A 25790-nucleotide genomic window follows, 5' to 3' on the forward strand; every position below is an offset into this window, starting at 1 on the left:
GTCTGTGAGCATCGAGTTGGGCGTGGTGTCTGGGTAGATGGGCGGGTAGGGGTAGTGGGTGATGGTGGCGTGTTGGTGCGGTGACGGTGGGTGCTGGGTGCGATATGATGGGTTCGAGAGTCGCGAGAGGACGGTCAGCGACCGATAGTTCTGCCGGGTGACGGGCGCGTCGGGGTCTATCAGGAACGCGACGACGGTGGCGTCCTCCTCGGCGGTGAGCGTGACTCCGGCGTCGTCGACGAGTAGGCCGCTTTCGGTCTTCCCGAAGCGCGTTCCCGCGGCCTCGACCGCGCCGTCAAACACGTAGAAGTACGCGTCTCGGCCCTCGATTTCGGGGTGGTCAGCGCTCGACCCGGCGTCGAGTCGGAGGTCGAACAGGTCCACTTCGTTTCGGACGAAAAGCGCCGCGTCGGACTCTTCAGGGCCGAACAGGTGCCGCCACTCGCCCTCGACGGGAGCGTCGATGGGTTCGTGTTGGATGTTCGGCTCTAGCCCGAGGCTGTGGGGCCGGACGAACATCTGGAGCATCCGGAGCGGCGGGTCGTCCGCGCGGGTGAACTCCTCGTGCCAGAACGTCTCGCCCGCGTTCATCACCATCAGGTGGTCGGCGTCGGTGACGAGGTCGTTGCCGTCTTGGTCGCCGTGGCGCATCACGCCGGCGGGCACCCACGAGATGATTTCCTCGTCGCGGTGGGGGTGCATCGCGATGTGGGTGTCGGGGTCCATGAACGACTCGACGATGGTCGCGAGCGGGCCGTAGCCGTGGTCCGCGTGGTCCGGCAGGGCGCGGCCGGGGAAGTTGAAGTAGGTCCGGAACTTCCCCTGATTCTGGGAGACGTCGGTTCGCTCCGCCTTGTAGAGTTTCGTCTCGGAGCCGACTTTCATTACGTGCGCACCTACGCGTCGGCTCTATATACCTTCTCGGCGACGTGACCGAAAGCGGGTGGCGTCGGTGTTACCGGGCGATTTTGTGACTCCACTCACACCATCACGTCGTTGTCCCACGACCCGAGCGAGGAGACGTGGAGTCGATGTCCGCGACGAACCGCATCGTCGTGGCGTTCAACGCGAGTCCCAACAGTCCGCCGCCGAGAACGCCGACCAGCAGTCCGATTCCCGGCACGTTGACGACGAGTATCGTCGCAAAGAAGGAGATGCCGAGAACCAACGCCCCGTATTTGAAGAAATAACTGAAGTACGCCCCGCCGCCGACGGCGAAAGAGACGGACGCTCGAAGCGCGTCAAATAACCCGACGGCCCGGAGGACAATCAGATACGGCGTCGCGTAAACGAAAACTGTGCTAACCAGTTAGCTCATTTATAAGGTATCGGTCGGGAGTTGGTGCTGGCCCGCCTCAGTCGCAGGTACGCCCACACCGCCTCGATACGGTGCGACTCCTCGCTCAGGGCTCGACTACGGTCCGACCGCGTAGTTAAATGGGCTTTCCAGTTAGCATCGAACCCATGTTGGCGGACGTACAAATACAGGTGAGGCAAATACATGGAGATAACAGACGGCTGTACGCTACCGTCGTACGAAGGGCCCGAGGAGTATTTCATCGGAAGCACCCGAATCGACCCTCTGTTCGACGCACAAGACGTGTCCAGCGCCGCGGCGGCGAGCGTCACGTTCGAACCGGGCGCGCGTACCGCGTGGCACACCCACCCGCTCGGTCAGCGCCTCATCGTGACGAGTGGCTGTGGCCTCGTTCAACGCGAAGGCGGCGAGATTACGCAGATTCGGGCGGGCGACGTGGTCTGGTTCCCGCCGGACGAAAAGCACTGGCACGGCGCGTCGCCGGACAAGGCGATGACCCACATCGCAGTTCAAGAAGAGCAGGACGGCGAGGCTGTCACCTGGCTGGAGCACGTCACCGACGAGGAGTACGGCCCGGCGTCTGAGAGCTAACCGCCGCGACGACTAGGTCCACACCGGGGCCGTTCCTCCTCGGTGACCAATATTAAACCGAATTGACAATCTAGGTCTGAAGCAGAAGTCTTACCACTAGCAACCGAGTTCGATGTAGTAGCGGGATGGGATAGCCAGGAGATTCCGCCGGGCTCATAACCCGGAGATCGGTAGTTCAAATCTACCTCCCGCTATTCTCCTGAAAACTACACTCAAGCAGCGCGGTTTATCGCGCTGCGGCGCCCCGTTTTCCGTGGTAATCGCAACAGGTAGTTTGAACGAGGGAGCGTCAGCGACCGGAGTTCAAATCTACCTCCCGCTATGGTTTTGCCGACCTCAGCTCCTGAGCGCCGAGTCTTGGCTCGGCGCGACCCACGAGGTCGCCTTCATAATCAGTCAGTCGAACCGGTGAGTAACACTTCATGTTTCGAGTGAGGCCCACTCTCTCTGACCATCAAGAGAAGACCGAGTTCGGAACGAGGAGACCGGCAACTCAGTTGTCGGCAAACTTACCGCGTTTCTCGGCGACGACCGACCCGACTGCCGACCGCAACGCCTTCCAATCGACTCGACCGGAGTCGAGTCGGGCGTACTCCTCTCGGACGATTATCTCGAATACGCGTGCGTGAATCTCGGCGGTTGTGGGCGATTTTTGAGCCGCTTCGACGGCTTTGATAGCGCGGCTGACTCTCGCGTCGGTGACGAGCTCGTCGGCGAGTTCCGCTGGCTCGCCTCGTATCGGCTCGTGGTCGTCCATCTCGTCGAGGACGGGGCCTTCGATAAGTGCGCGCCCACCACGTCTGTTTTCGACGATAACCCCTGCAGCGGGGTTGTCGTACCACGCGGATTCGGGGATGTCGAGCCGCCCCGGATGGAAATCACGGACGTGCAGTTCCTTCTGGAAGGTGTTCACCGGCGTCAGACCCAGCCGTTCGAAGACCTGCTCGGCTTTGTCGATGGGGAACAGCCGCTCTTTGGTCCCGTTCCAGATAGTCCAGCCGAGAACTGCTGGGAGTCGCTCCCAGTCGTAGTCGATACCGACATTGCACGGTGCCACACAGAAGAAGACGTACGCTCCCGGCTCGTCGACCGCGTCGTGGAACGCGTCGCGGTCAAACTGCTCTCGAACGTGCCGAACGGCGTATTCGTACGGCGGGGGCACGTCATCGAAGACTCGGTCTCGGTCACCGAAGACCAAACGCCCCGACGGTTTCATCTGAAACCGCAACCGGGGACCAGCGACGTACTCACGGAGCCACAGGTGACCGCTCGACAGCAACTCATCTGGGGCATCTTCGAGATGAGGCGTCGATGGATACGGTTGCATGAGTGATTCGTTCCACTACGAGACGGATAGTCTTGGGTGTGTGCGCTGGCACACCTTGCACACCGTGTGCCGCGTTCCGAGCACACGGCGGGGAGCGTCTTCGTCGTCGAGCTCCCCCGAGCCGACTGACTCGCCAGTACACCTGAAGGGATTATCCCGCTCGACGACTGAGAACGGGTATGCAGTTGTTGGACGGGTCGACGAGAGCGTCCGAGAGCGAGGCTGTGACGGCTCGGAACGGAGGCCGGGAGGTCCCGGTGGCGTGACCGAGGAGTCGCTCCCTTCCGAATACCTCTCGCCGCTCGCCACGCTCGTCGACGAGGTGCTTGCAGAGGTCGGTTACGAGATAACCGCCGCCACCGAGGCCATCGACGACGCCGTGCCCGGTTACGGCGGCCTGTTCGACCCCACGACGACCCGGGACGAGTTGCGGCGCGCGCTCGATGAACTGCTGGCGTCGGAGCTCGCTCAGCCGCCCGTCTCTGAGCCGACCGACGACTCGTTCATCCTGTACGTCGACGGCAGTTCGCGCGGCAACCCCGGCCCGGCGGGTGCGGGCGCGGTCATCATGGACTCGGAAGAGACCCAACTCGCCCGACTCGGCCGTCCCGTCGGCTCCCGAACGGGGAACAACACCGCCGAGTACGTCGCGCTCCAACTCGGGCTTTCCGAACTGATGACTCGCTACGAGCCACACAGCGTGGAGGTGCGAATCGACTCGATGACCGTCATCCGAGACGTCTGGGGTGGCTCAGCCCCGACAGAATCGGGTGTCGAAGCGTACAGCGAGGCCATCGCCACGGCACTAGCGAGCGTTCCGAACCACCGCTACACGCACCTGGCCGATAGCGACCCGAACCCCGCCGACGCCCTGGCGACGGTCGGTGCCGATATCGCGGCGCTGGGCCCCGGATAGCGACGACACCACCAGTGGTCTCTCCCGAGCGAGTCGCTGACTGCCCGAGTTCCGTTTACGAAAGAACAATTTTGCCAGTCCGGGCAGAGAGCTAGTCGTGCCCTCCGAGACAATCTGTTGGCCTCGACACCTAATTTTATATAGCGACATACGATTTATTTGTTGATCTCGCGAATTAGCCGACAAATTACTAATCCTCGTTGTCTGTCGCCGACAACGACACAACAAAAATAGACAGCTATCGGATACTTCTCGCCTCTCGCTCGAAATCGGGGCTCACAGAATTATCGAGGGTCGGTGTTCGGTCTTCTCTCGACGGGTGACCAGTCAGATGCGCCAGTTCAGCGAGAACGAGTCGTTCGTCGCGGTATCGTTCGTTCCGGTCGTGCTGTTGGTCGTGGAGTTTGTGGTCGTCTTCGTCTGCTCGGCCGGCTCACCCGTATCGGCCGTGACGGTTCCGCTCGTCAGTTCGCCTAGCGGGGCCTGGATAGCGTAGCTCGGCGTCTCGACCTGAATCGTGCTCTGGGCGTCGACCTGCACGAACTTCAGTTCGAGCGCGTACGAGCCGTCGGACTCGATTTCGGTCGCTTCGACCTGGTCGGTCTGCGGGTGGAACGCCCACGCCGTCTCACCGGCGTCGAGCCGACTCGTCTCGCCTTCGATGGTCCGAACCGTGTAGTCCCGGTTCGTATCGGACCCCGCGAGCGGGTAGTTGCGGTCGAGCCACGCCTGGAAGCCTTCGTCGATAGCGTACACGTTCTCGAAGCCGGTCGCGAGCAGCATCGCCGCCCGGAGCGACGACAGGTGGTGCGGGCAGTGGCAGTAGGTCACCACGCGGTCCGCCTCGTTCCAGTCGTCCGTGGGGTCGAGTGTCCGACCGTCCGGTGCGGGGCTGAGAACGGACCCGAAGATGTGGGAGACGTCGTACCCGGTCTCGCTGCGGGCGTCGACGAAGCGCGCCTCGCCGCGCGCGTACCAGTAGTACGCGTCCTCGATGGGAACGAGGGGGACTTCGACGGTCACGTCGTGCACCTCTCGGGTGAGCGTGTCGTACGAACTCGTGTCGATGGACCGCTCTTCCGGCACGGTGTCGAACTCCGGCGGGTAGCCGTCCGAGGGCTTGGAATCGGTCGGCAGGTCGTCGCCCTCGCGCGGGCCTCGCATCTGATTCTCCGGCGCGGCCGTCGTCGTTTGCGTCGTCGTCTGCGTCGCGTTGGCGGTGGTCGTCTGGGTCGACGTGGACGTCGTCCCTTCGGGGGACCCGCTCGAACAGCCCGCGAGCCCGGCAATCGTCGCTGCACCGGTCAACTGGAGGAACCGTCTGCGGCTCGACTGTCGTTCTGTCATCACCCATCCGTACTGAGCAGTAGTGGTTTATTATATACAGAGTAAGCGCTGTACGCCCGTACTCGCGTGGAAAGACGGACTACGAGCGACGAACGTATCGAGCCGCTAAACCGCCGGTCACGCGGTCTGCTTGAGATACCGTTTCTCCCAGCGACGACGCGTCTCGACCGCTTCGCGGCCCTCGTCAGTGAGTGAGTACTCGTTGGTCCGTCCGTTCTTGCTCCCTTTGTTGACGAGGTCCTTGTCGACGAGTTCGTTCAGGTTCGTGTACACGCGGCCCGTGAGCAGGTCGCGCCCCTGCGTCTTTTCGAGTTCGGTCTTGATAGTCTGTCCCGAGGAGTCGCTCATTCCTCGCACAACGAACAGCAAATCGCGTTGAATCGCGGTTAATTCGTGTACGCACATAGGGGATGCCACGGACGCACCCTACATGAACTTCGGAGATAGTTGTGGTACTAAAGAACCCCTAGAACGGGTGGAACGGTCGTTTCTCGGAGTTTGCTCTCAGAACCGACGACGACTGAGTGAATAGACACATCATAAATCGGGGTCGCCCCGACCGCTCGAACGCACGAAATCACGCACACCCGGACGAGCGCGCCATCGTTCCGCGACTGCCGACCAGCGGACGCCGGGCGATGACCGGCCCGCTAACTGCGCCCATCCGGGAGCGAACGCCCCGACCCAGCAGTTCCTTACTCATCCCATAGTAAGGAACCCCGCCGACCACGTGCAGAGTATGTTTGGAACGAGCGGCGTTCGCGGTGCCGTCGGCGAAGACGTGACGGCGGAAGTGGCGCTCTGTATCGGAAGGGCGCTCGGTAGCGAGGTCTCCGGACGCGTCGTCGTCGGCCGCGACGCGCGCGAAAGCGGAACGATGCTCGAACACGCACTCGTCGCCGGGATTCTGGAGTGCGGAATCGACGTACTCCGACTCGGAACCCGGCCGACACCGTCTATCGCCCGCGCCGTCGAGTGGTTCGACGCCGACGCCGGTGCCGTCGTCACCGCCTCGCACAACCCGCCGACCGACAACGGCGTGAAGCTCTGGACCGCGTCCGGCCGGGCGTTCGATTCAACCCAGCGCGCCGCCATCGAGCGGCGTATCGAAGACGAGGACTACGAACTCGCCGCGTGGGACGGTGTCGGAACCGAACAACACCGGAGTATCGAAAACCGCCACCGCGACGCGCTCAAATCGAGCGTCGACCTCGAAGACGACCTCTCGGTCGTCGTCGACATCGGCAACGGGACGGGGCGGCTCACGGCGGACGTGCTCTCGGACCTCGGGTGTACGGTGTCGACGCTCAACGGCCAGCGAGACGGTCGGTTCCCCGCCCGTCCGAGCGAACCCACCGACGAGACGCTTCGCGGGCTCAAGTCCCACGTCGCCGCGACCGACGCGGACCTCGGCGTCGCCCACGACGGGGACGCAGACCGGATGATGGCCGTCGACGGCGACGGAAACTTCGTCGATGGCGACGCGCTCCTCGCCCTGTTCGGGCGCGAGGCCGCGTCAGAAGGCGACCGAATTGCGGTTCCGGTGAACACGAGCCTCGCCGTCGACGACGCGGTCGCGACCGTCGGCGCGGACGTGGTACGGACGCGCGTGGGCGACGTGTTCGTCGCCGAGAGATGCGCCGAACCGGGCGTCGTCTTCGGTGGCGAGCTCCGGGGCGTGGATTTGGGCCGACGAGACGCCCTGTCCCGACGGCCCGCTCGCGGCGTGCAAACTCGTCGAGTTCGTCTCGCGGCGCGGCCCGCTAGCCGACCTCGTGGACGACATCGACGCCTACCCGCTTCGCCGCGAGAGCGTCGAGACGACCGACAAAGCGGGCGTCCTCGAACGCGTCGAAGCAGCGGTGCGCGAGGAGTACGACGACATCGACGACCGCGACGGACTCCGCGTCGAGACCGACGACGGGTGGTTCCTCGTCCGGGCGAGCGGAACGCAACCGCTCGTTCGGGTCACCGCCGAGGGTCGGACCGAAGCGGCGACCGACCGACTGTTCGACGAGGCGCTGGCGCTCGTCGAGTCTCGAACCGACACCGTTCGCGCCTGAATCGGGGGTAATCCCCGTTGAAGAGGGATGGAGATTCGAGCGTCCCGCGAGGTTCACCACCGAGTGACACGGCAGGAAGGAACCCCGCAAACGTACGCCTTGCAGCGGTGAGACGCCGGACTGTTGGCCAATCGAACAGCGCTGCGGACACGTAGGCTCGGTGAATTTCGTTCTTGCTCCCGCGTGGAATCGGTGAATATCTAAATATGACCGTCAGAGAGTGTGACACACCAACAAATCGTCGATATTTAGTGCGTTAACTGTACACACAGATATAAAAAGACTGGACATGTGAAGGCTCGAAGTTTCTTCGTTTTATGACGTTCAGTAAATCGGACACAATGAACTCGAAATTTACTCGTCGCACCTTTCTCACCGCCGCCGGCGGACTCACGCTGCTCGGAACTGTCGGAACTCGGAACGCCGCTGCGGGGTTCTCGCCGGGCGTCGTCGGGACCGCACCATATCTCAGTGACCGACTTTACCCGACGATGGGCACCGACGATTCGAACCCGACGCTCGTCGTCTACGTGAACTTCCTGTCGGACTCCTCGCAGTACTTCGTCCAGCACAATCTCGAAGACATCGTCCGCGAGTACGTCCTGACGGGCGACCTCAATCTCGAACTGCGATTCCTCTCGTACAGACCGGACGCCATCGACACCTACCTCGTCGGCGACGACGAGGGCGAAGCCCGCGCCGCCCGCGCCGCTCACGGCGTCTGGGACGTCGAACCGGAGAACTTCTGGCAGTTCTTCGAGTTCATGTTCTGGAACTTCACGACCAAGACGTACACGCACGCTCGGTTGGAGTCCTACATGGACCTCGCAGGCGTCCGCAACATCACCAAAATCGCCAACCGCGCCTACGAAGACCGCTACGACAGCCTCGTCCGCTCGGCGACCGACGAGGCCGTCCGCTACGGTATCTCTGGCGTGCCGCGGGTCCGACTGCTTCGAGACCACAAGGACGCAAACTACGGTGACGTTCTTGGCTGGATTCGGACCCGTCTCGACCGGGTCAATGCGGGGTCGGTACGCACCCACTCGCTGTTGCCCGGAACGAAGTACGAAACGCCCGTCTACGTCATCGACTCCGGAAAACCCGGCCCGACGGCGTTCGTCGTCGGCGGTATCCACGGCGAAGAACCGCAGGGCTACCACGCGGCGGACCATATCAGGCATCTCCGCCCGACTGGTGGCAAACTCGTCGTCGTCCCCTACGCGAACGCGCCCGCAATCAGCATCGGGGCCAGATACACTGAAGACGGCGACCTAAACCGGCAGTTCCCCACGGGGGCGCAGCCCACGTCCCGACTCGCGCGGGCGCTCTGGGACGAACTCGCCTCGCACGACCCCGACGTCGTCGTCGACCTCCACAGCTCCAGCGGCATCTACAAGCACGACGGGAAAGTCGGGCAGGCGGTCTTCCCGACCCGCGCAACCCCGATGAACGCGGTGAACGCCTGCGACTACGTCAACGAGCAGTACGTCGACCCCTCGGAGTACCCGTCGTACTACGACTTCGACTGCGGGAACTCCCTCGACGGCTCTCGGCCGCTGTTCATTCACAAGGTGTACGGCGACCTGCACCTCCCCGGCTACCTCGTCGAGACGACTCGCAAGGGGACGACCCTCGAAGACGCCGTGACGTGGGAAGTCGCCGTCGCTCGCGACCTGCTGTGGCAACACGGCGTCTACCACGGGTGAACCACTACGTCGCGCCTAACGCGACCAACTCGCCGAAAATCGCCGACAACGACCACTTATCTCACGTATAATAACGCCCATCGTTCGACTACGGCGGGGTATGCAAGCGATTCTACTGGCAGCCGGACGCGGCACGCGAATGCGCCCGCTGTCGAACGAGGTTCCGAAACCGATGCTGAGCGTGGCCGGACAACCAATCGTCGGCCACACCGCCGCGGCGGCGGTCGAAGCCGGTGCCGACGAACTCGTCGTGGTCGTCGGGTACGGCCAAGAGACGGTGCGCGAACACTTCGGCTCGTCCTACCGCGGCGTCCCGGTCTCGTACGTCGAACAGGACGAACAGCAGGGGACCGCAGACGCGGTTCGCGCCGCCAAGGAGCACATCGACGGCGCGTTCGCCGTCCTCTACGGCGACAACCTCTACGACCCCGCTGGAATCGATTCCCTGTTCGACGCGGCACCGAGCATCGCGTCGGTCCGCGTCCCGAACCCCTCCAACTACGGCGTGTTGAACGTCAGCGACGGCGCGGTGGCGGAAATCGTCGAGAAACCCGACGCACCGCAGAACGACCTCGTCAACGCCGGCGCGTACGTGTTCCCCGCCGAGGCCCGCGACATGCTCGACGTGCCGCTGAGCGAACGCGGCGAGCGCGAACTCACCGACGTTCTCGACCGGGTCATCGACCAGTTCAACGTCTCGCCGGTGACGCTCGACCGCTGGATGGACGTTGGACGCCCGTGGGAACTCCTCGAAGCCAACGAGTGGAAGCTCAAGACGTTCGACCGCCGCATCGACGGCGACGTGAGCGACGACGCGACGGTCCAAGGCGACGTGGTCGTCGAGGAGGGAGCGACCGTCAAAGACGGCTCCGTCGTCGAGGGGCCCGCCTACATCTCGGCGGGCGCGACGGTCGGACCGAACGCGTACGTGCGCGGTTGCACGTTCCTCGGACCCGACGTTCAGGTCGGCCACGCCGTCGAAATCAAAAACAGCGTCCTCCTCGCGGAGACGAGCGTCGGCCACCTCTCGTACGTCGGCGACAGCGTCGTCGGCCGCCGCGTCAACCTCGGCGCGGGGACGAACGTCGCCAACCTCCGCCACGACGGCGAGGCCGTCTCCGTGACGGTCAAAGGCGAACGAGTCTCGACCGGCCGCCGGAAGTTCGGCGCGGTCGTCGGTGACGACGCGAAGACCGGCATCAACACGGCGCTCAACGCCGGGGTGAAACTCTCCGAAGGCGCTCGTACCCTGCCCGGCGAAACCGTGACGACTGACCGATAACGCGGCGGCAGCGACGAGACAGCTTTCTTCTCACACCGGTTGCGACACCTCGGAACAGTCCGAATCTCTCCGTACCATCGCATGTTCTTGTCAGTCGTCGTCGATGTCGAGGTGCGTCAGTACCGACAGCAGTGTGTGGTGGCGGAGAACGAGCGAGACGACATCGCGAGCACGAGTCGTCGGTCAGTCGGGGAGAAGGAACGGGGTGTTCAGGAGTCGGTGAGCATCCGCACCGGCGGACACAGCACGTCGTTGGGAGTGAGGACGCTGTCGTCGTCCGCGGCGTTCATCCACGTGGTGATGTCGTTGATTCGGAGTTTGACTCGGACCGGAAGCTCGTGGATGCTCGGGTAGCCGGGGAACAGCTTGCGGTCGAGTTCGTTCCGGTCGTACTGCGCCTCCATGTCGGGCCACGGCGAACTGAACGGCTCGATACCGGGGACTTTCCGGCGGACGAACTTCTCGATTTGGTTCCTCCTGAACGAGTTGTGCGGTCTGTCCGGCGGCCGGTGTCGGAAGATGTCCGGGTTGAGTTTCCGCATCGCCGCCATCATCGTGTTCGTGTTGCGCTTTTCGGGCGGGGTCTTCAGGTGCCAGTCGATGAGTTCGGCGTCGGCGGCGACGAACGACTCGATGTAGTTGTCCGATAGCTCGAAGTGGAACGGGACCGACGGCTGGTTTTGGATTCCGATGAGTTCGATACTGTCGTAGACGTTGTCGTATCGATCCGACCACTTGTCGAGTTGCTCGTCGACGACGTCGTCGATGAACTCCATGCTCGTGTCGAACTCGTCGTAACACTCGGGGAAGACGTGGTCGCACGCCGGGTGGTAGCCGAACTTCGACGACAGCACCTCGGCGGGGTCCGGGTCGGGGTCCAGACCCTGCAACGGGAACCGATTACCGAACACTTCGACGACGTTCTGGGGGAGGAAATGTCCGCGGAGGAACGTATCGAAGAGCAGTCCGTGAAAGACGGTGTCGGCGTCCATCTTCTCGTCACAGCCCGCGTGGTGGACGTGGACCGACTCGCGCGTGCCGAGCGAGTACTCGATGACGTCCTCGTCGACGTTGATGTAGTCGTCGTCGGGGACGAGCGTCTCGTGGTTGGCACCGTACTGGTTCGCGATGTTCCGGGCGGCTTCGACCTCGGGATGGTCGGGCGCGCCGAGCGTGTAGCAGACGTCGATGTCGGGGTGCTGGGCGACGATTGCTCGCGAGTCGTAGCCGCCGCTCAGGAGCACGCCCTGTTTGCCGGGGTAGTTCGCCCGGCGGGCTATCGCCCGTTCGAGGCGCGCCGCGAGCTCGTCGACGTAGTCGAACTCGTCGGGGTCGGCGGGGTCGTAGACGAACCGAGAGAGCGTCCCCGACTCGTCGGCGGTGAAGTAGCCGTCGAACGGGATGCAGCTGAGTCGGCTGTAGACCGTCCGCTCGTCGACGACGACCCCCATGTGGATGTACTCGAGGAGGCCGCGGGTGTCGACTTCCAGCCCGGTTGCCGCCGAGAGGACGCGCTGTGGGTTCGTACCGAACACCCGCCCGTCGGGCGTGTCGGTGTAGAAACACTGCCACGTGCGGGCGGGGTCCGAGGCGACTATCGCGTCGCCGTCGAGTTCGACGAAGACGAGAAACGACCCGTTGAGTTCACCGAACGCGTCGGCTCCGACCGCGGCGTACCGTTCGAGGGTGTACTCCGCTGTCGGGGTCGAAACGTCATCGGGGGAGAACGCCTCGCCCCAGACGATACAGCTCCCTCGCTCGTCTCGATACGTCGACGAGCGCCCCGGGAACCCGAGCGCGGGGTCGCGGATAGCGACAGTCGCGCGCTCGCCGTCGGCGACCCAGTCGAAACTCGACCGAGACGCGAGGCCGTCGAATGCCCCGTCGTCGTCGAGGACGCCAAACAGTTCTTTGTTCATTGTGGGTGGCTGGTCTCCGTGAGGTTATTCGACTGTGACACTCTTCGCGAGGTTTCGCGGCTTGTCTATCTCGCGGTCCAACTCGGTCGCACAGTAGTACGACAGCAGCTGTAGTTGGACGTTCGCGAGGAGGTTCTCACAGACGGGATGTCTGTCGGGAACGTAGAGCTGTTCGTCCGCGGTGTCCATTATCTGGTGGTCCGACGGGCCGAGCGCGACGATGGGCGCGCCGCGGGTCTTCGCCTCCTTGGCGTTCGTCACCGTCTTGTCGCTGCCGTCGGTACAGACCGCGAAAACGGGCGTCCGGTCGGTGACGAGCGCCAGCGGGCCGTGTTTGAGTTCGCCGGAGGCGAACCCCTCCGCGTGCTCGTAGGTGATCTCCTTGAACTTGAGCGCGCCCTCCTTGGCGACCGAGCAGCCGAGTCCGCGGCCGATGAAGAAGTACGCGTTCATGTCGAGGTACTCGCGAGCGAGTCGCTTGGCGTCGCTCGTCTGGAGCACCCGTTCGACGGCGTCTGGGAGTTCGGCCAGGTCGGAGACGAGTCGGTCGAGGTTGTCGGCGGGGACGCCGGATTCGACGATGTCGGAGAGGTGCTGGCTGAGGAGCGTGAGCACCGCCGCCTGCGACGAGAACGTCTTCGTGGCGGCCACGCCGATTTCGGGGCCGGCGCGGATGTAAATCGGTTCGTCGGCCTCGCGGGCGGCGGTCGACTGCACGACGTTCGTCACCGCGAGCGTCTCGACGCCCTCGTCGTTGACCTGCCGAAGTGCGCTGAGCGTGTCCGCTGTCTCGCCGCTCTGCGTAACCGCGATGAACAGCGTATTGTCCGTCAGCGAACTCGTCGTCAGGTCGTACTCGCTCGCGCGAATCGCGCGCGCTGGAACGTCACAGCGGTTCAGGAGGCTCGCACCGAACAGCGCGGCGTGGTACGAGGTGCCGCATCCGACGAGTTGGACGGAGTCGACGTCCGAGAGGTCGGTCTCGATGTCGAGGTTGATGTCGCCAGCCTCCTGGTCGAGACGGCCCTCGAGCGTCTTCTGGAGCGAGGTCGGTTGCGTGTGAATCTCCTTGAGCATGAAGTGGTCGAACTGGCCCTTTCCGGTCTCGTCGGGGTTCCAGTCGACCGTCTCGACTTCGCGCCGCACCGTCTCGTCGTTCTCGTCGGTGATGTCGACGCCGTCGGCGCGGACCTCGACGGTGTCGCCGTCTTCGAGGTAGACGACGTTCCGCGTGTGGTCGAGGAAGGCGGGCACGTCGCTCGCGAGGTAGTAACTACTCTCGTCGACGCCGAGGACGAGCGGCGACCCCTGCCGGGCGGCGTAGATGGAGTCGTTGCCGTCGACGACGACCGCGATTGCGTAGCTTCCTTCGAGCGCATCGACCGCGTGCTGGAACGCCGCCAGCGGTTCGTTTCCGCGGTCGAGGTAGTGGCTGACGAGGTTCGGAATGACCTCGGTGTCGGTGTCGCTCGTGAACTCGTAGCCCTCGGCTTCGAGGGTCTCCTTGAGCGTCGCGTAGTTCTCGATGATGCCGTTGTGGACCGCGGCGACCTGGTTCGTCTGGTTCGTATGCGGGTGCGCGTTCTCGTCGGTCGGCGGCCCGTGGGTGCTCCACCGCGTGTGTCCGATACCGAGCGTCGCGCTCGATTCGACCCCGTCGATGGTGTCCTTGAGGTCGGAAACCTGACCCGAGCACTTCCATACGTCGAGTCCCGAGCCGTTTTTCACCGCGATACCGGCGGAGTCGTAGCCGCGGTACTCCAGTTTCTCGAGTCCGGTCACGAGCGGACTGATAGCCCGGTCTTCACCGACGTGAGCGATGATTCCGCACATGTTAGCGTCCCTCCGAGGACTGCGAGACACGCGCGGTCCCGGTCGTCGTTGGCTGTGGTCGGTTCAGAACGGACGGGGCGGAGATGTTCGACTCCCCCAGGAGTTGTTTCTGATGTGTCATGGTTTGTGGGGTCAGCGGGTGAGCTGTCCGTGAAACCACGATACGGGGAAGCGGCCATTACTATAGACGCGCTAAGGGACGGTGGCGACTCCACAACCGAAACAAACGCGTCGCTGTCGTGCGGTTTTTCGGAAACGTGGCATCGGCGGGTCGAACGACGAATTAGGCACCGAACAGGCCGCAGAGCGCGCGCCGGGACGGCTTACACGGCCGATAATAATGCCGTTTACGACTAGGTGTGGTGTATGGTTGACCGAGAGACAGACAGACGGAGTATTCTCAAGCTATCCGGCGTCGCGGCCATCGCATCGCTGAGCGGCTGTGCGAGCTTCGCCAAGCAGGCGAACAGCGGCGGAGCGGACACGCCGGCGGGGCAGTCGGAACAGCAGACGACGACCGCGCAGCCCGAGACGCAGACGGCCGCAGGCAACGAGACCGACGCGAACGCGTCCGTCGAGATGCGTCCGAAGACGGTGTCCGACCCGTCGTTCGAACTCCATCCGGGTGCCCTCCGGTCGCTGCAGACCGACGCGCGGTATCCGACCATCGGCACGGCCGACACGACGGTAACGGTCTACGGGAGTTGGAAGTGTCCGTACACCCAGGAGTTCGTGCGACAGCAGTTCGGCGGGTTGGTCGAGGACTTCGTCGCGACCGGAGACCTCTCCATCGAGTTCCGGAACGTGGCGTACATGGACGGTGAGCCGTACCTCGGGCCGGACGCGCCCCGGGCGAGCGAAGCCGGGCTCGCGGTCTGGAACATCGACCCCGAGTCGTTCTGGACGTACTTCTCCTACGTCTTCGCGAACCAGCCGCAGGAGCGCCGCGACTGGGCGACGACCGAGAACCTCGTCCGATTCGCCGAGACGGCGGACACGAACGGCATCGACCAGATTCGGCGGGCGATTCGCTCGCGCGCGTACGCCCAGAGCGTCCAACTGTCCGCCGACAGCGCGGCCGAACTCGGCATCACGACCGTCCCGCGCGTCGCCACCGACGACGAGGTGACGGCACCGACGGTCGACCCCGAAGCGACGAGAGAACAGCTTGAGCGGGTCGCGAACGGCGGGTCGACGTTCGGCGGAACCACAGAGAACAACTCCACGTTCGGCGGGGACTCGACCGAAAACGACACCACCTTCGGGTCGTCGTCCGGCGGAAACGAGACCGGGACGACGAACAACAGTTCGACGACGTTCGGAAGCAACGAGACGACTGAGTCGGACGACGACGCGTTCTAGTTCTTCGCGGCGCTGTCGCAGGCTGGGTTTTTTCCGTGTGAGCCCGTCCGAAATAGTCAGTCGCTGTGAGATGCGGAGAGCTCGTTGACGGAGATGCGCGCCCAGAACCAGGAATTTCTGCGAGAATCAGTTGATTACGTAACTGTATTCGAATTCCCCGGATTCATTGATTGTGACCCCGCTCTGGAGGAGCCCAGCGTTGAGCGTAACGTGTCTCTCGAAAGAACTCCCGTTCATCGCGGCCGTGATGTCGTAGGTGTTCTCCTGACCGATCAGCGTAGCCACGTGGCGCTTTGCCCCCGCATCGAGGACGACCGTGTCATTGTAGACTACGGACGACTCGTTGCTGATTGCGAGGTGGATGCTCTTGCTCGAATTGGCTTCGTTCTCAAGGAAGAATGGCACACGTTCGGCTCGCGGGACAGTTGTTGGTTGTGTGGTAGTCGTGACTGTCGTGGTTGTCGCCGTCGCCGTCTGTGTCGTAGCTGTTGGTGGTGCAGTAGTCGTTGTCTGCCCAGTCGTTGCACATCCGGCAAAGACAACGAGGCACACGACTACGAGCGTCTGGAGGGACAACCGTCGCATTCTGATTGATATGTCACTTGTCTCGGAATATGCTTTGTGTGCTCTCGAACCGCGTTACTGCACAGGACGAGGATGTCCAATGAAAGAGTTCAACTGACCCACACAGCCTGTTCAATAGCTCTAAAACAGTTCTTCACGAGCAGTTGAGACATACCGCTTCGCCACCCTCGTCGCAATGAGAACATCCGATTCGGATGCCACAGTTAAAAAGAACGACCGCGAGCCGAGCGGTCAGTTAGCGCCGGGGAGCGAACAAATCGTGACCTCGCCATTCGCGTAGACGTAGTTCGTCGTCGGCGGACAGACCTCGGTCTTCGACGGGTCGAGGTTCGTAGCCACGTCCTGTTCGTTCGGGAAGTACGAGGCACTCTGTGATTGGTACTCCCGATAGGCCGTTATCCCCTGTGGGACTGGCCTCCCTTCTTCGGCCGGTAACGGCTCGGCCGGATACGCGTTCGTCCGCTCCCACACCGTCCCGTACGGCAGGTCGGTGTAGAGTTCGCCGCCCTGTTGCGACGAGCGGGCCGAACCGTACGTGTCGATGGCGGCGAGTTCCTGTTCGGTGTACGAGAGCCGTTCGTGTTGGTCCGGGAACGCAGGACTGTCCATCGCGCCGTCGTTCGACATGAGCATCACGTTCGGGTAGACGAGCACGAACAGGAGTAGGATGACGCCGACCACCTTGAGCGAGGTCCGGTTCGCGAGGTGGCGGAATCCGAGGACGCCGATGATGGCGAGGAGGGCGTAGAGGTACGCGAACCAGCGACCGGGGACGAAGCTCTCGATACCGACGAGCGGCAGTCCGAGCACGACGAACAGCATCGCCACGATAGCGCCGACGAACGTGTACGTCGTCTGCGTCGCCCGCGAGCGGTTGAGCACCGTGAGACACCCGATAAGACCCGCGAAGATGAGCATGAGGAAGCCGGCTTCGGTGACGTACGTCGAGAGCTGCGAGAAGAACGTCTGACCGGCCGAACCGGCCGCACCGGACGCGCCGGCCGACCCGCCGCTACCGCTCACGCCCTGAAGGAACCCGGCGTTGAACAGGTTCAACACGAGGTAGTTGATGACCGTTTCGAGGAAGGTGTCGCCCTGATACGGCGTCAGCGACCACGTGAAGACGATGAGTCCGAGGTTGAACCCCACGAGCCCCGCGAGGTTCACGGGGCTGGACCCGCCGCCCGAGAACGAAAGCGGGTCGGGGTCCTCGGTGAAGAAGTCGAACCGGAGCAACACCTGCGCGACGAACCCCGCGAAGAGGAGCACCAACATGATGAACGACGACACCTGGTGGGTGAGGATGACGGCGGTGCTGAACAGGACGAGCAGGCCGAAATCGCGCCATCGCTCGCTGGCGTGGGTTATCCGCACGAGACAGTACAGACACGCGAGGAAAAACAGCAGGCCGAGGCTCGTCGGGATGAGGTGGATGCCCCAGCGGACGACCTGGTCACCCATCGCGTACAGCGCGCCAGCGGTGAGCGCCCACCGGGTCGGGACGAGCAGTCGCGCCGTGCCGTAGACTAAAATCGGAACGAGCGGCATCACGACGCCGAGCGAGAGGTACAGCGCGTTCCGAAGCGACAGGTCGAGGAGGTGCGTCGACGCCGCCGTGAGAAGGTGGAACAACGGCGACGCGTAGTACTTGATGTCGTTGATGGCAGACAGCGAGTCCGCCTGAAGAATCATCTGGACGAACGTCGTGTGCGACCAGATGTCGATTCCGATGTAACCCGGCGCGGTGTAGAGCGCGGCGAAGCGGACGACGAACGAGTACACGAGAATCTCCGCGAGGAAGACGCTCGGCCGCAGTTCGTCGTCCGGGGCGAGCAGTATCTGTCCGAGGAGGAGCGTGCCGACGACGCCGCCGATGTCCATGAACAGGATGCTTCGTTCGCCCTGAACGACTGCGAGAACGACCATAACGGCGAGGCCCAAGAAGACGCCGGCCGAGATGAGCCGCACGAGCGACGGCGCGAGCGTCGGGAGGCCGTTCGTGGTCCCCCTCCCGCGGGCGGCCGCGAGATAGAGGAGACTCCCGACGCCGAGGAGTATCGGGAGCGTCACGATGAAAATCTGCGACGAGAGGAACCGCAGCGGGAACAACGCGAGCGCGAGCACGACTCCGAGGGCCGCCGCGAGCACGTCGAGTTCGGCTCGTTGTAAGCGGTCGTATACCGATGAGAGCATCGTCATGTATGAGCTGAGAGTTGTGGTTCGAAGAGCGTCCGTCAGATTGTGGTCGGGTCCGTATTGGGGCCGTAAAACACGTCCTGCCAGTCGCGGGTCACGTGGGTTCCCCACTCGATGTCGAGTTCGGGAAGCTCACGGTCCATCGCGTACTGCACGCTGAGCGCGGGGATATTGGCGCCCGCACCGACCGACGCGGTGACCGACCGGGAGATTCGCGGATGGACGTCGACGAGTTTCGGCCTGCCGTCGGCGGTGTATTTGAACCGGAACGTGGCGTTGTACTCCAACCCGAAGAGCGAACAGAGCTCGTGGGCGTCCCCGAGGAGTTCCGGGTTCTTCTCGACGGTGCCAACGAACGAGGAGTCGTCGCAGGTCGCGGCGTGCGACCGTGAGACGAGAACCGGCGTCTCGTCGTCGCGAACGAGGGCGTCTACGGTGTACTCCTCGCCGGGGAGGTACTCCATCACGATGAGTTCGGGGAACTGGGCCGTCTCACGGAGGACGGGGAGCACGTCGTCGAGCGTGGTGACGGTGCTGTCCGGTTTCTGGTTCAACAGCGCGTTGAACCGGTCCATATCCGGGTCGACGACGCGAAAGCAGCGCCTGTCGTTGCTGACGGGTGGCTTGAAGCAGACGCGGCGGTCGGGATAGCCGAGCGCGTGGACCGCGTCGAGAAACTCGTCGAACGAGGAGGCGCGGTAGAACTCGGGTGCCATCGGGTGGGCCTGCTTGACGAGTTCGTCGTACAGCCGTCCTTTATCCCTGGTAATCGAGAGCGACTGGGGCGGAACGGCCATCACTTCGATACCCTCGCGCTCGAAGGCGGCTTCGCCTCGGAGAGGGCCTCGACGTCCGCCGCGTTGAGAGGGAAAATCACGTCGGCGTTCTCGCGGCGCGCGACCGAACGCAGCTCGGAGACGAACGCGTCGGCGTCGCCGGCGGGGACCGTCTCCGCCGTGTCGACGAGGCTGAAGCCGTAGCGTCCGGGTCCGTATCGACGCCGACGATGTGGGCGTCGAACGCGTCGGCCCGGCGAATCGCTTGATGATACCCGAAGCGCCGAAGGTACCGGCACCGGTCACCAGCACGGTCACATCGCCGTCCCGGCTCGACGGTCGGACTGTATCCAGCAGTGTCATCGAGACGAGACAGACACCAAGGGCCCCTTATTATATAGCAGATAAACGGCGTGAACCGTCGAAAACCGGCTGTTTCGGGGCCTCAGTCACGGTCCGAGAACGAGCGGCGAAACGCGGGGACGTGCGGCTAGTCGACGGCCGCTACTCGACGGCCGCGAGAACCCGTTCGACGATGATGTCCGTCGCGTCGACGTTCTCTTCGAGGAGTCGCTGTCGGCGGGCCTCCCAGTCGGCGTCGGTCGACCGGAGGATGTCGACCGCTCGGTTCGCGGCGCGTTCGTTCCGATGTTCGCCGTGGTACCCGAACAGCAGGTCGAACGAGGCGAGGTCGCGCATGAGCCCGGGGTTCGCGCTGTGGACGTAGACGGTCGGCGTCCCGAGCACGGCGCTCTCGGAGGCCATCGTCCCGCTCTCGCCGATAAAGAGGTCGGCGTACGCGAGCACGTGGTGAATGAGGTGCGGGTCGATGGTGATGGCGTAGTCTGTTAACTCGGGGGGAAGCGAATCACCCTCCGCGGAGATGAGTACCGATGCGCCCGCGTCTTCGAGGCGACCGACTAACTCGGTGAGGCCGTCGAGACCCTCGTCGCCGATGTCGTGCGCCGCGCCCCAACTGACCAACCGGACGACCGCGTACGTGTCGTCGGCGTCGACCGGCAGGCCATCGAGCGCTGACGGGTCGGGGTCGAATCGGTCGGGGTGGAGGTAGGCGAGTTCGTGGTAACTCGGGTACCGGTGGTGGTTCGAACCGGCGTCGTCGCGGTAGCATTTCGGGGTGGCGACCTCGTCGGCGAAGGGAAACGTCAGCGCGTTCGAGAGCGTCGCGTGCTCCGTGTCGGTGAAGACGACGCACTCGGCCCCGACGAGTTTCGCGACGTGTGCGGCCTCGAACCCCCCGATGGAGGCGATGACGTCCGGGTCGATGTCCCGCGCGGCGCGAAACAGGCGATACTCGATACCGAGCGTCGACAGCGCGACGCCGGCAAGCGAATCGCCGCGGGAGCCGACGACCTCGTAGTCGATGTCGTACTCGTCGAGGAGGTCCACAGCGACGTCCTTGTCGAGGGCGCGAACGTGGACTTCGTGGCCGCGAGCCTCGAACTCGTCGATGGCGTGCTTGAAGAAGTGAACGTGCGCGGGGTGCTGAATCGTGATGAGGATGTCCATCGCGGTGTCTCAGAGTTGCGCGTAGTGGAAGCCGCGCTCGCCGGCCTCGTCGGCGTCGAACGCGTCGGCCACGTCTATCATGACCGGGTCGGACCCGAGCGCGGCGGCCATCTCGTCGAGGTCGTAGTCGGCGAACTCCTCGTGGCCGGTCGCCACGACGACGCCGTCGTACGCCTCGAAGTCGACCGACTCGACCACCTCGATGTCGAAGACTCCCGCGACTCGTCGGGGTCGGCGTGGGGGTCGTAGCCGACGCAGTCGACGTGGAACTCGTCGAGTTTCTCTATCATCGTGCTCACGTCGGAGCTTCGGATGTCGCCGACGCCCGGCTTGTAAGCGAGTCCGAGGACGAGCAGTCGCGTGTCCTGGAGGACGCGCCCCGACTCGTTGATAGTCTTGACCGCCTTGCGGGCGGCGTGAACCGGGACGTACTCGTTGATTTCGCGCGCCTGCAACACGAGTTTCGGCGAGAAGCCCTCGCGCTTGGAGCGGTAGGTGAGGTAGAACGGGTCGACCGGGATGCAGTGGCCGCCGACGAAGCCCGGGGAGTAGCCGTCGTGGAAGTTCCACTTCGTCCCCGCGGCTTCGAGCACGTCCTTGGTCGTCAGGCCCATGTGGTCGCACGCGATGGCCAGTTCGTTGACGAGCGCGATGTTCATGTCGCGCTGGACGTTCTCGATGACCTTCGACGCCTCCGCCGTCTCGATGTCGGGCGCGCGGTGGATCCCGGCGTCGACGATACTCCCGTAGAGGTCGGCGAGGCGCTCGCGGACCCCCTCCGAGTTGGCACCGACTACCTTGACCACGTCCTTCACGCTCCGCCCGGTGTCGCCGGGTGACGCGCGCTCTGGAGAGTAGCCGACGAAAATGTCCTCACCCACGGCGAATCCGGACTCGGATTCGAGCGCGGGGACGAGGACGGACTCGGTCGCACCGGGGTAGACGGTGGATTCGAGGACGACGGTCGTCCCCGGAGAGACGTGCTGACCGATGGTCTCGGCCGCGGATTCGACGAACGTGAGGTCGGGATTCTCCATGCTGTCGACCGGCGTGGGGACCGTCACGATAACGAAGTCCGCGTCCGAGATGTGCGTCGCGTCCGTCGTGAACAGCACGTCGGAGGCGGCGACACCCTCGTCGGTTACGTCCCCGGTGGGGTCCGTCCCCGCCGAGAGCGTCGAGACCTTGTCGGGGTCGACGTCGTAGCCGATGACCGACTTCCCGGCGCGGTCGAACTCGATGGCCAGCGGCAGGCCGACGTAGCCGAGGCCGACGACGCAGACGGTGTCAGTCATGGAGTCCGATTCCCTCGTAGTCGACGCGGTCGTGGTCGCGGTACTCCGTGGCGGCCTGCCGCCCGTCGACGAAGACGACCGGGCGGTCGTCGTCGGCGAAGGCGGGAACGTCGAGGTGGTCGAACGACTCGTGGGCCGTCACGAGGACGATGGCGTCCGGCGACAGGTCGTCGCTCGTCACGCCGCGCATGACCGTCGCGCCCGCCTCCTCGAAGACGGCGGTGTCGTCGAGAATGGGGTCGGTTGCGACCACGTCCGCGCCCGCTTCGTCGAGATGTTCGACGACGGGGAGCGCCGGTGTCTTGCGGATCTCTTCGACGCCGGCGCGGTAGGTGAGACCGAGGACGAGAACGGTCGCGTCCTCGGGGTCGATGCCCCGCGCCGCCAGTCGGTCGAGCGCCGTCTGCGCGGTGACGTGCGGCATCTCGTCGTTGACGGCGCGAGCCGTCTCCATGAGCGGCGACCCCGTCTCGAACTGCGTGATGAGGAACTGCGGGTAGTACGGGATGCAGTGGCCGCCGACGCCCGCGCCGGGCGTGTGAATCTCGCAGAACGGTTGGGTGTTGGCCACGTCGATGGCCTCGGTCACGTCGATTTCGAACTCGCCCGCGTGGGTCGCGAGTTCGTTGGCGAGCGCGATGTTCACGTCGCGGTAGACGCCCTCGAACACCTTGACCGCCTCCGCGGTCGTCGTGTCCGAGACCGTGATGACCTCGTTCGACGAAATCTGGTCGTAGATGAGCGACGCGGCACGGGTACTCTCGTCGTCGGCGCCGCCGACGACCTTCGGGTACGCCCCGCGGATGTCCTTCAGCGCGCGCCCGGACGAGGTCCGCTCGGGGCAGAACGCGAGACCGAACTCGCCGAGCGAGAGGCCGCTTTCGGATTCGAGAAGCGGCAGGAGCGCGTCGCGACAGGAGCGCGGCGGGAGCGTCGATTCGAAGACGACGAGGTCGCCCTCGTCGAGGCCCTTCGCGATATCTCTCGCGACCGCCTCGATGACCGAGAGGTCCGGCCGGCCCGCCTCGTCGACGAGCGTCGGGACGATGACAACGTGAATGCTCGCCTCGTCAGCGACCTCACGCGGTTCCGTGTTGGCGACGAGCGCGCCGTCCTCGACGAGTTCTTCGACGAGTTCGTCGAGTCCGGGTTCGCCGACGATGTGGTTGCGGCCGGCGTTAATCTCGCGGACGACGTCGGTGTCTATGTCCGCGCCGGTGACGTTGCCGGTGGTCTCGGCGTAGACGGAGGCGAGGGGAAGCCCCATCTTGCCGAGGCCGTAGACGCCGACCGGCACGTCGCCGGACGTGAACGCGGCTCTCTGTTCGTCTTCGGAGCGTTCGGAGCCGTAGATAGTCGTGATTGAAGATTGCGTGCTCATATGGAGTTCGCTCCCTGAAGCTTCGCCGGGAGTGGGCGGTGTTCGGCTGGCGTTCCGACCGCGAGCGTCTCCGGCGGAACGTCCTCGGTGACGGTCGCGCCGGCGGCGACGAACGCGTTCTCGCCGACGGTCACGTCGGGGAGAATCGTCGCGTTCCCGCCGATTGACGCGCCGTCTTCGAGCGTCGGGCCGGTCATCTCGACGTCCTGCCGGACCGGATACGGGTCGTTCGTGAGCACCGCGCCCGGCCCGACGAACACGTCGTCGCCGATGTGCGTGTGGGTCGGGACGTAGACCCGGGTCTGGAGGCTCACGTTCGAACCGATGGTTGAGGTTCCGTCGATGACGGTGTCGGTCCCGACGACGACGTTGTCGCCGATTCGGGTGTCTTCGCGGACGAGCGCGTCGTGGCCGGTGACGAAGCCGTCGCCGATGGTCACGTCGCTGTAGACGATGGTCCCCGAGCGGATTCGGGCGTCGTCGCCGACGATCGTCTGCTGTGAGTCGTCGCCGGCCGGGTACCCGAGGGTGACATCGTCGTCTATCTCGCAGTTGGACCCCGTGACGTACAAGTTCATGTCTGAGCCGAATCGGCGGTCGTCTCGTCCTCGTCGGCGGGCGACACGTCGCCGTCCGACCGGAGGGTGGTTACGAGCACGAACAGTGCGACGAGCGCCGCGAGGAGTTTGGTTTTGGTGCGCATGTGTTGGTCACGCCGCGGGCCGTCGTGGCCCGCGATTCGAAACGGAGGTCACGCGAAACGGCCATTATTATCGGGACGATAAGCCCGCAGACGCCCGAAAACGGCGGGAAACGAGTCGTCCCGGCCGTGCGAACGCTCACCAACCAGCGTCGGAATTCCTCGATTTTTCGGAGCGTCACCCCCAGATCGCCGCCGTCGGCGCAGTCAACCATCCGCCCTTATCAGACCGCTAAGCCCTTCTTTCGCCCGATTTCGAGCGTGAACGGTCGCGGCCATTTTTCAACACGGACTGTCAAGGCGCGGGTAATGAAGTCGTCTACCCGTCGCTGGACACTCGACTTACTCCTCGTCGTCGCGGGGGCAATCGCCGCGCTCGCGGTGGTCATGCTCGACTTCTCCGGGTCCGTCGTCCGGAGTCTGTTCGTCGTGCCGCTCATCGTTCTGTACCCGGGGTACGCGCTCCTCGCCGCGGTGTTCCCGGAACGGCGGTCGGACGTCGAGTCCGACACCATGAGCGACGAGTCGGCGCTGACGCGACCGACGCGTCACACCGCCGGACTGCTCTACTCCGTTCGGCTGGTCCTCTCGGCGGCGTTGAGCCTCGCGCTCGTCGCCGCAGTCGCGCTCGTCACCAACCTCGTCGGACAGGGGTTCGACGCGAGCATCGTCGCGCTCGGCGTGTTCGGCGTGACGATACTGTTCACCGCCGTCGCCGTCGTCCGGCGCATGCTCCTCCCCTCGGACGCGCGGGCCGGTGCCCCGCCGCTGAGTACCGTTCTCGGGAGCGTGGCGTCGACCACCGGAGCGGTCACGTCCCCGCTTTCGTCCGAGTCGCGGAGTTCGCCAGTCTCGCTCGCCGTCAACCTCCTCGTCGTCGTGAGCGTCGTCGCGTTCCTCAGCAGCGTCGGGTTCGCGATGGTCGAGACGCAGACGCCCGAGTCGGACTTCACCGAGGCGTACCTCGTGACCCAGAACGAATCGGGGTACGCGGCCAGCGGCTACCCCCAGCAACTCAGTCGCGGAGAGCAGGTCCCGGTGACGCTGGCGCTGGAGAACCACGAGCACGAATCGACGACGTACACGGTCGTCACGAAGCTCCAACGGCTCGACAGAACGGCGAACGGGACGCGGGTGACCGAGGAACGCGAACTCGACCGAACGCGGCAGTCGGTCGAGGACAACCAGACCGCCTACGTCCAACAGGACGTGCGGCCGACGATGTCCGGTGAATCGCTGCGACTCGTCTACCACGTCTACAGAGGCGACGCCCCCGACGATGCGAACCGCGAGAACGCGTATCGGACCGTCCAACTGGTCGTTTCGGTCGGTGGTGGTGAAGACGCCACTGCGCAACTCAGCCGGCCCGATTCGACCGGAGGGGCGAGCGCCTGATGTGGCCGTGGGAGCATCTCGTCTTCGGCTACGTGCTGTTTTCCCTCGTGAACCGCGCCGCGTGGGACCCGCCGATCAGCGACGAGGCCGGCGTGGCCGTCGCGCTGATGACGCAGGTCCCGGACCTCGTCGACAAGCCGCTTTCGTGGTCGTTCGGCGTCGTCACGACGGGGTACGGCCCGGCGCACTCGGTCCTCGTCGGCGCACCGCTCGTCGCGCTGCTCGCGGGGGCGCTGTGGACGCGGAACAGGGCGAAACTCGCGCT

21 protein-coding genes, 1 tRNA gene and 4 pseudogenes are annotated in these 25790 nt (G+C 64.4%); 10 read left to right on the forward strand and 16 right to left on the reverse strand.

What is annotated here, in order from left to right; all coding sequences use genetic code 11:
* Positions 1-134: 134 nt before the first annotated feature.
* Positions 135-885: pseudogene (locus tag ATB1_RS18550) on the reverse strand (pirin family protein).
* 103 nt (positions 886-988) lie between these two features.
* On the reverse strand, positions 989-1168 hold the full coding sequence (locus ATB1_RS18555) for a hypothetical protein (RefSeq protein ID WP_042666357.1): 180 nt from the start codon (positions 1166-1168) through the stop codon (positions 989-991).
* Between the two features lie 333 nt (positions 1169-1501).
* On the opposite strand from ATB1_RS18555, the gene ATB1_RS18560 reads away from it, so the two are divergent.
* Together ATB1_RS18560 and ATB1_RS18565 are read left to right on the forward strand one after the other, a co-directional pair.
* A complete protein-coding gene (locus ATB1_RS18560) occupies positions 1502-1909 on the forward strand; it encodes a cupin domain-containing protein (protein ID WP_042666360.1) in 408 nt (135 codons plus the stop codon).
* Between the two features lie 119 nt (positions 1910-2028).
* A tRNA-Met gene (locus ATB1_RS18565) sits at positions 2029-2103 on the forward strand.
* A gap of 299 nt (positions 2104-2402) precedes the next feature.
* Here ATB1_RS18565 and ATB1_RS18570 read toward each other — a convergent pair.
* Complete coding sequence (locus ATB1_RS18570; protein WP_042665556.1) at positions 2403-3125, reverse strand: hypothetical protein; 723 nt, start codon at positions 3123-3125, stop codon at positions 2403-2405.
* A gap of 373 nt (positions 3126-3498) precedes the next feature.
* On the opposite strand from ATB1_RS18570, the gene ATB1_RS18575 reads away from it, so the two are divergent.
* Positions 3499-4152: a ribonuclease HI family protein gene (locus ATB1_RS18575; RefSeq protein ID WP_042665515.1), complete on the forward strand. Its 654-nt coding sequence runs from the start codon at positions 3499-3501 to the stop codon at positions 4150-4152.
* A 327-nt stretch (positions 4153-4479) separates the two neighbouring features.
* On the opposite strand, the gene ATB1_RS18580 is transcribed toward ATB1_RS18575, so the two are convergent.
* Complete coding sequence (locus tag ATB1_RS18580) at positions 4480-5499, reverse strand: rhodanese-like domain-containing protein (RefSeq protein ID WP_042665513.1); 1020 nt, start codon at positions 5497-5499, stop codon at positions 4480-4482.
* Between the two features lie 117 nt (positions 5500-5616).
* Positions 5617-5847: a helix-turn-helix transcriptional regulator gene (locus ATB1_RS18585; protein ID WP_082256459.1), complete on the reverse strand. Its 231-nt coding sequence runs from the start codon at positions 5845-5847 to the stop codon at positions 5617-5619.
* A 176-nt stretch (positions 5848-6023) separates the two neighbouring features.
* Between ATB1_RS18585 and ATB1_RS21870 the strand changes: the two genes are divergently transcribed.
* From ATB1_RS21870 to glmU, 4 genes and pseudogenes are all read left to right on the forward strand, one after another.
* Positions 6024-6209, forward strand: a complete 186-nt coding sequence (locus ATB1_RS21870) for a hypothetical protein (protein WP_128081490.1) — start codon at positions 6024-6026, stop codon at positions 6207-6209.
* Between the two features lie 29 nt (positions 6210-6238).
* Positions 6239-7562: pseudogene (gene glmM, locus ATB1_RS18590) on the forward strand (phosphoglucosamine mutase).
* A gap of 341 nt (positions 7563-7903) precedes the next feature.
* On the forward strand, positions 7904-9271 hold the full coding sequence (locus ATB1_RS20065) for a succinylglutamate desuccinylase/aspartoacylase family protein (RefSeq protein WP_052368055.1): 1368 nt from the start codon (positions 7904-7906) through the stop codon (positions 9269-9271).
* A gap of 100 nt (positions 9272-9371) precedes the next feature.
* Positions 9372-10553, forward strand: coding sequence for a bifunctional sugar-1-phosphate nucleotidylyltransferase/acetyltransferase (glmU, locus tag ATB1_RS18600; RefSeq protein ID WP_042665510.1), 1182 nt, complete (start codon positions 9372-9374; stop codon positions 10551-10553).
* 209 nt (positions 10554-10762) lie between these two features.
* On the opposite strand, the gene ATB1_RS18605 is transcribed toward glmU, so the two are convergent.
* Both ATB1_RS18605 and glmS read right to left on the reverse strand, forming a co-directional pair.
* Entirely contained in the window at positions 10763-12472 is a 1710-nt protein-coding gene (locus tag ATB1_RS18605) for an asparagine synthase-related protein (RefSeq protein WP_042665509.1), read from the reverse strand.
* Between the two features lie 24 nt (positions 12473-12496).
* On the reverse strand, positions 12497-14305 hold the full coding sequence (glmS, locus tag ATB1_RS18610) for a glutamine--fructose-6-phosphate transaminase (isomerizing) (RefSeq protein ID WP_042665507.1): 1809 nt from the start codon (positions 14303-14305) through the stop codon (positions 12497-12499).
* 366 nt (positions 14306-14671) lie between these two features.
* On the opposite strand from glmS, the gene ATB1_RS18615 reads away from it, so the two are divergent.
* Positions 14672-15667, forward strand: a complete 996-nt coding sequence (locus ATB1_RS18615) for a thioredoxin domain-containing protein (RefSeq protein ID WP_042666362.1) — start codon at positions 14672-14674, stop codon at positions 15665-15667.
* Positions 15668-15793: 126 nt separating this feature from the next.
* Here ATB1_RS18615 and ATB1_RS18620 read toward each other — a convergent pair whose 3' ends face one another.
* From ATB1_RS18620 to ATB1_RS24000, 9 genes and pseudogenes are all read right to left on the reverse strand, one after another.
* On the reverse strand, positions 15794-16072 hold the full coding sequence (locus ATB1_RS18620) for a hypothetical protein (RefSeq protein WP_042666364.1): 279 nt from the start codon (positions 16070-16072) through the stop codon (positions 15794-15796).
* 411 nt (positions 16073-16483) lie between these two features.
* A complete protein-coding gene (locus ATB1_RS18625) occupies positions 16484-18445 on the reverse strand; it encodes a glycosyltransferase family 39 protein (protein WP_042665553.1) in 1962 nt (653 codons plus the stop codon).
* A 41-nt stretch (positions 18446-18486) separates the two neighbouring features.
* On the reverse strand, positions 18487-19245 hold the full coding sequence (locus tag ATB1_RS18630) for an ATP-grasp domain-containing protein (protein WP_241768364.1): 759 nt from the start codon (positions 19243-19245) through the stop codon (positions 18487-18489).
* On the reverse strand, positions 19245-19523 hold the full coding sequence (locus ATB1_RS23650; RefSeq protein ID WP_241768365.1) for a hypothetical protein: 279 nt from the start codon (positions 19521-19523) through the stop codon (positions 19245-19247). Before ATB1_RS23650 ends, ATB1_RS18630 begins: the two co-directional genes overlap by 1 nt.
* 205 nt (positions 19524-19728) lie before the next feature.
* Positions 19729-20754 (reverse strand): DUF354 domain-containing protein, encoded by a 1026-nt coding sequence (locus ATB1_RS18635; protein ID WP_042666365.1) that lies wholly within the window; start codon positions 20752-20754, stop codon positions 19729-19731.
* 9 nt (positions 20755-20763) lie between these two features.
* Positions 20764-22049, reverse strand: a pseudogene (locus ATB1_RS18640) (nucleotide sugar dehydrogenase).
* Complete coding sequence (locus ATB1_RS18645; RefSeq protein ID WP_042666366.1) at positions 22042-23430, reverse strand: nucleotide sugar dehydrogenase; 1389 nt, start codon at positions 23428-23430, stop codon at positions 22042-22044. The pseudogene ATB1_RS18640 and the gene ATB1_RS18645 overlap by 8 nt, the downstream one beginning before the upstream one ends.
* On the reverse strand, positions 23427-24008 hold the full coding sequence (locus tag ATB1_RS18650; RefSeq protein WP_042665496.1) for an acyltransferase: 582 nt from the start codon (positions 24006-24008) through the stop codon (positions 23427-23429). The genes ATB1_RS18645 and ATB1_RS18650 overlap by 4 nt, the downstream gene beginning before the upstream one ends.
* Positions 24005-24133: a hypothetical protein gene (locus ATB1_RS24000; protein ID WP_277813238.1), complete on the reverse strand. Its 129-nt coding sequence runs from the start codon at positions 24131-24133 to the stop codon at positions 24005-24007. The genes ATB1_RS18650 and ATB1_RS24000 overlap by 4 nt, the downstream gene beginning before the upstream one ends.
* Before the next feature lie 306 nt (positions 24134-24439).
* Here ATB1_RS24000 and ATB1_RS18655 point away from each other — a divergent pair, with 306 nt between their 5' ends.
* Positions 24440-25525, forward strand: a complete 1086-nt coding sequence (locus ATB1_RS18655; RefSeq protein ID WP_042666368.1) for a DUF1616 domain-containing protein — start codon at positions 24440-24442, stop codon at positions 25523-25525.
* Positions 25525-25790, forward strand: a pseudogene (locus ATB1_RS18660) (hydrolase); the annotation flags it as partial. The gene ATB1_RS18655 and the pseudogene ATB1_RS18660, both read left to right, overlap by 1 nt.

The sequence above is a fragment of the Haloferax sp. ATB1 genome, from assembly GCF_000730175.1.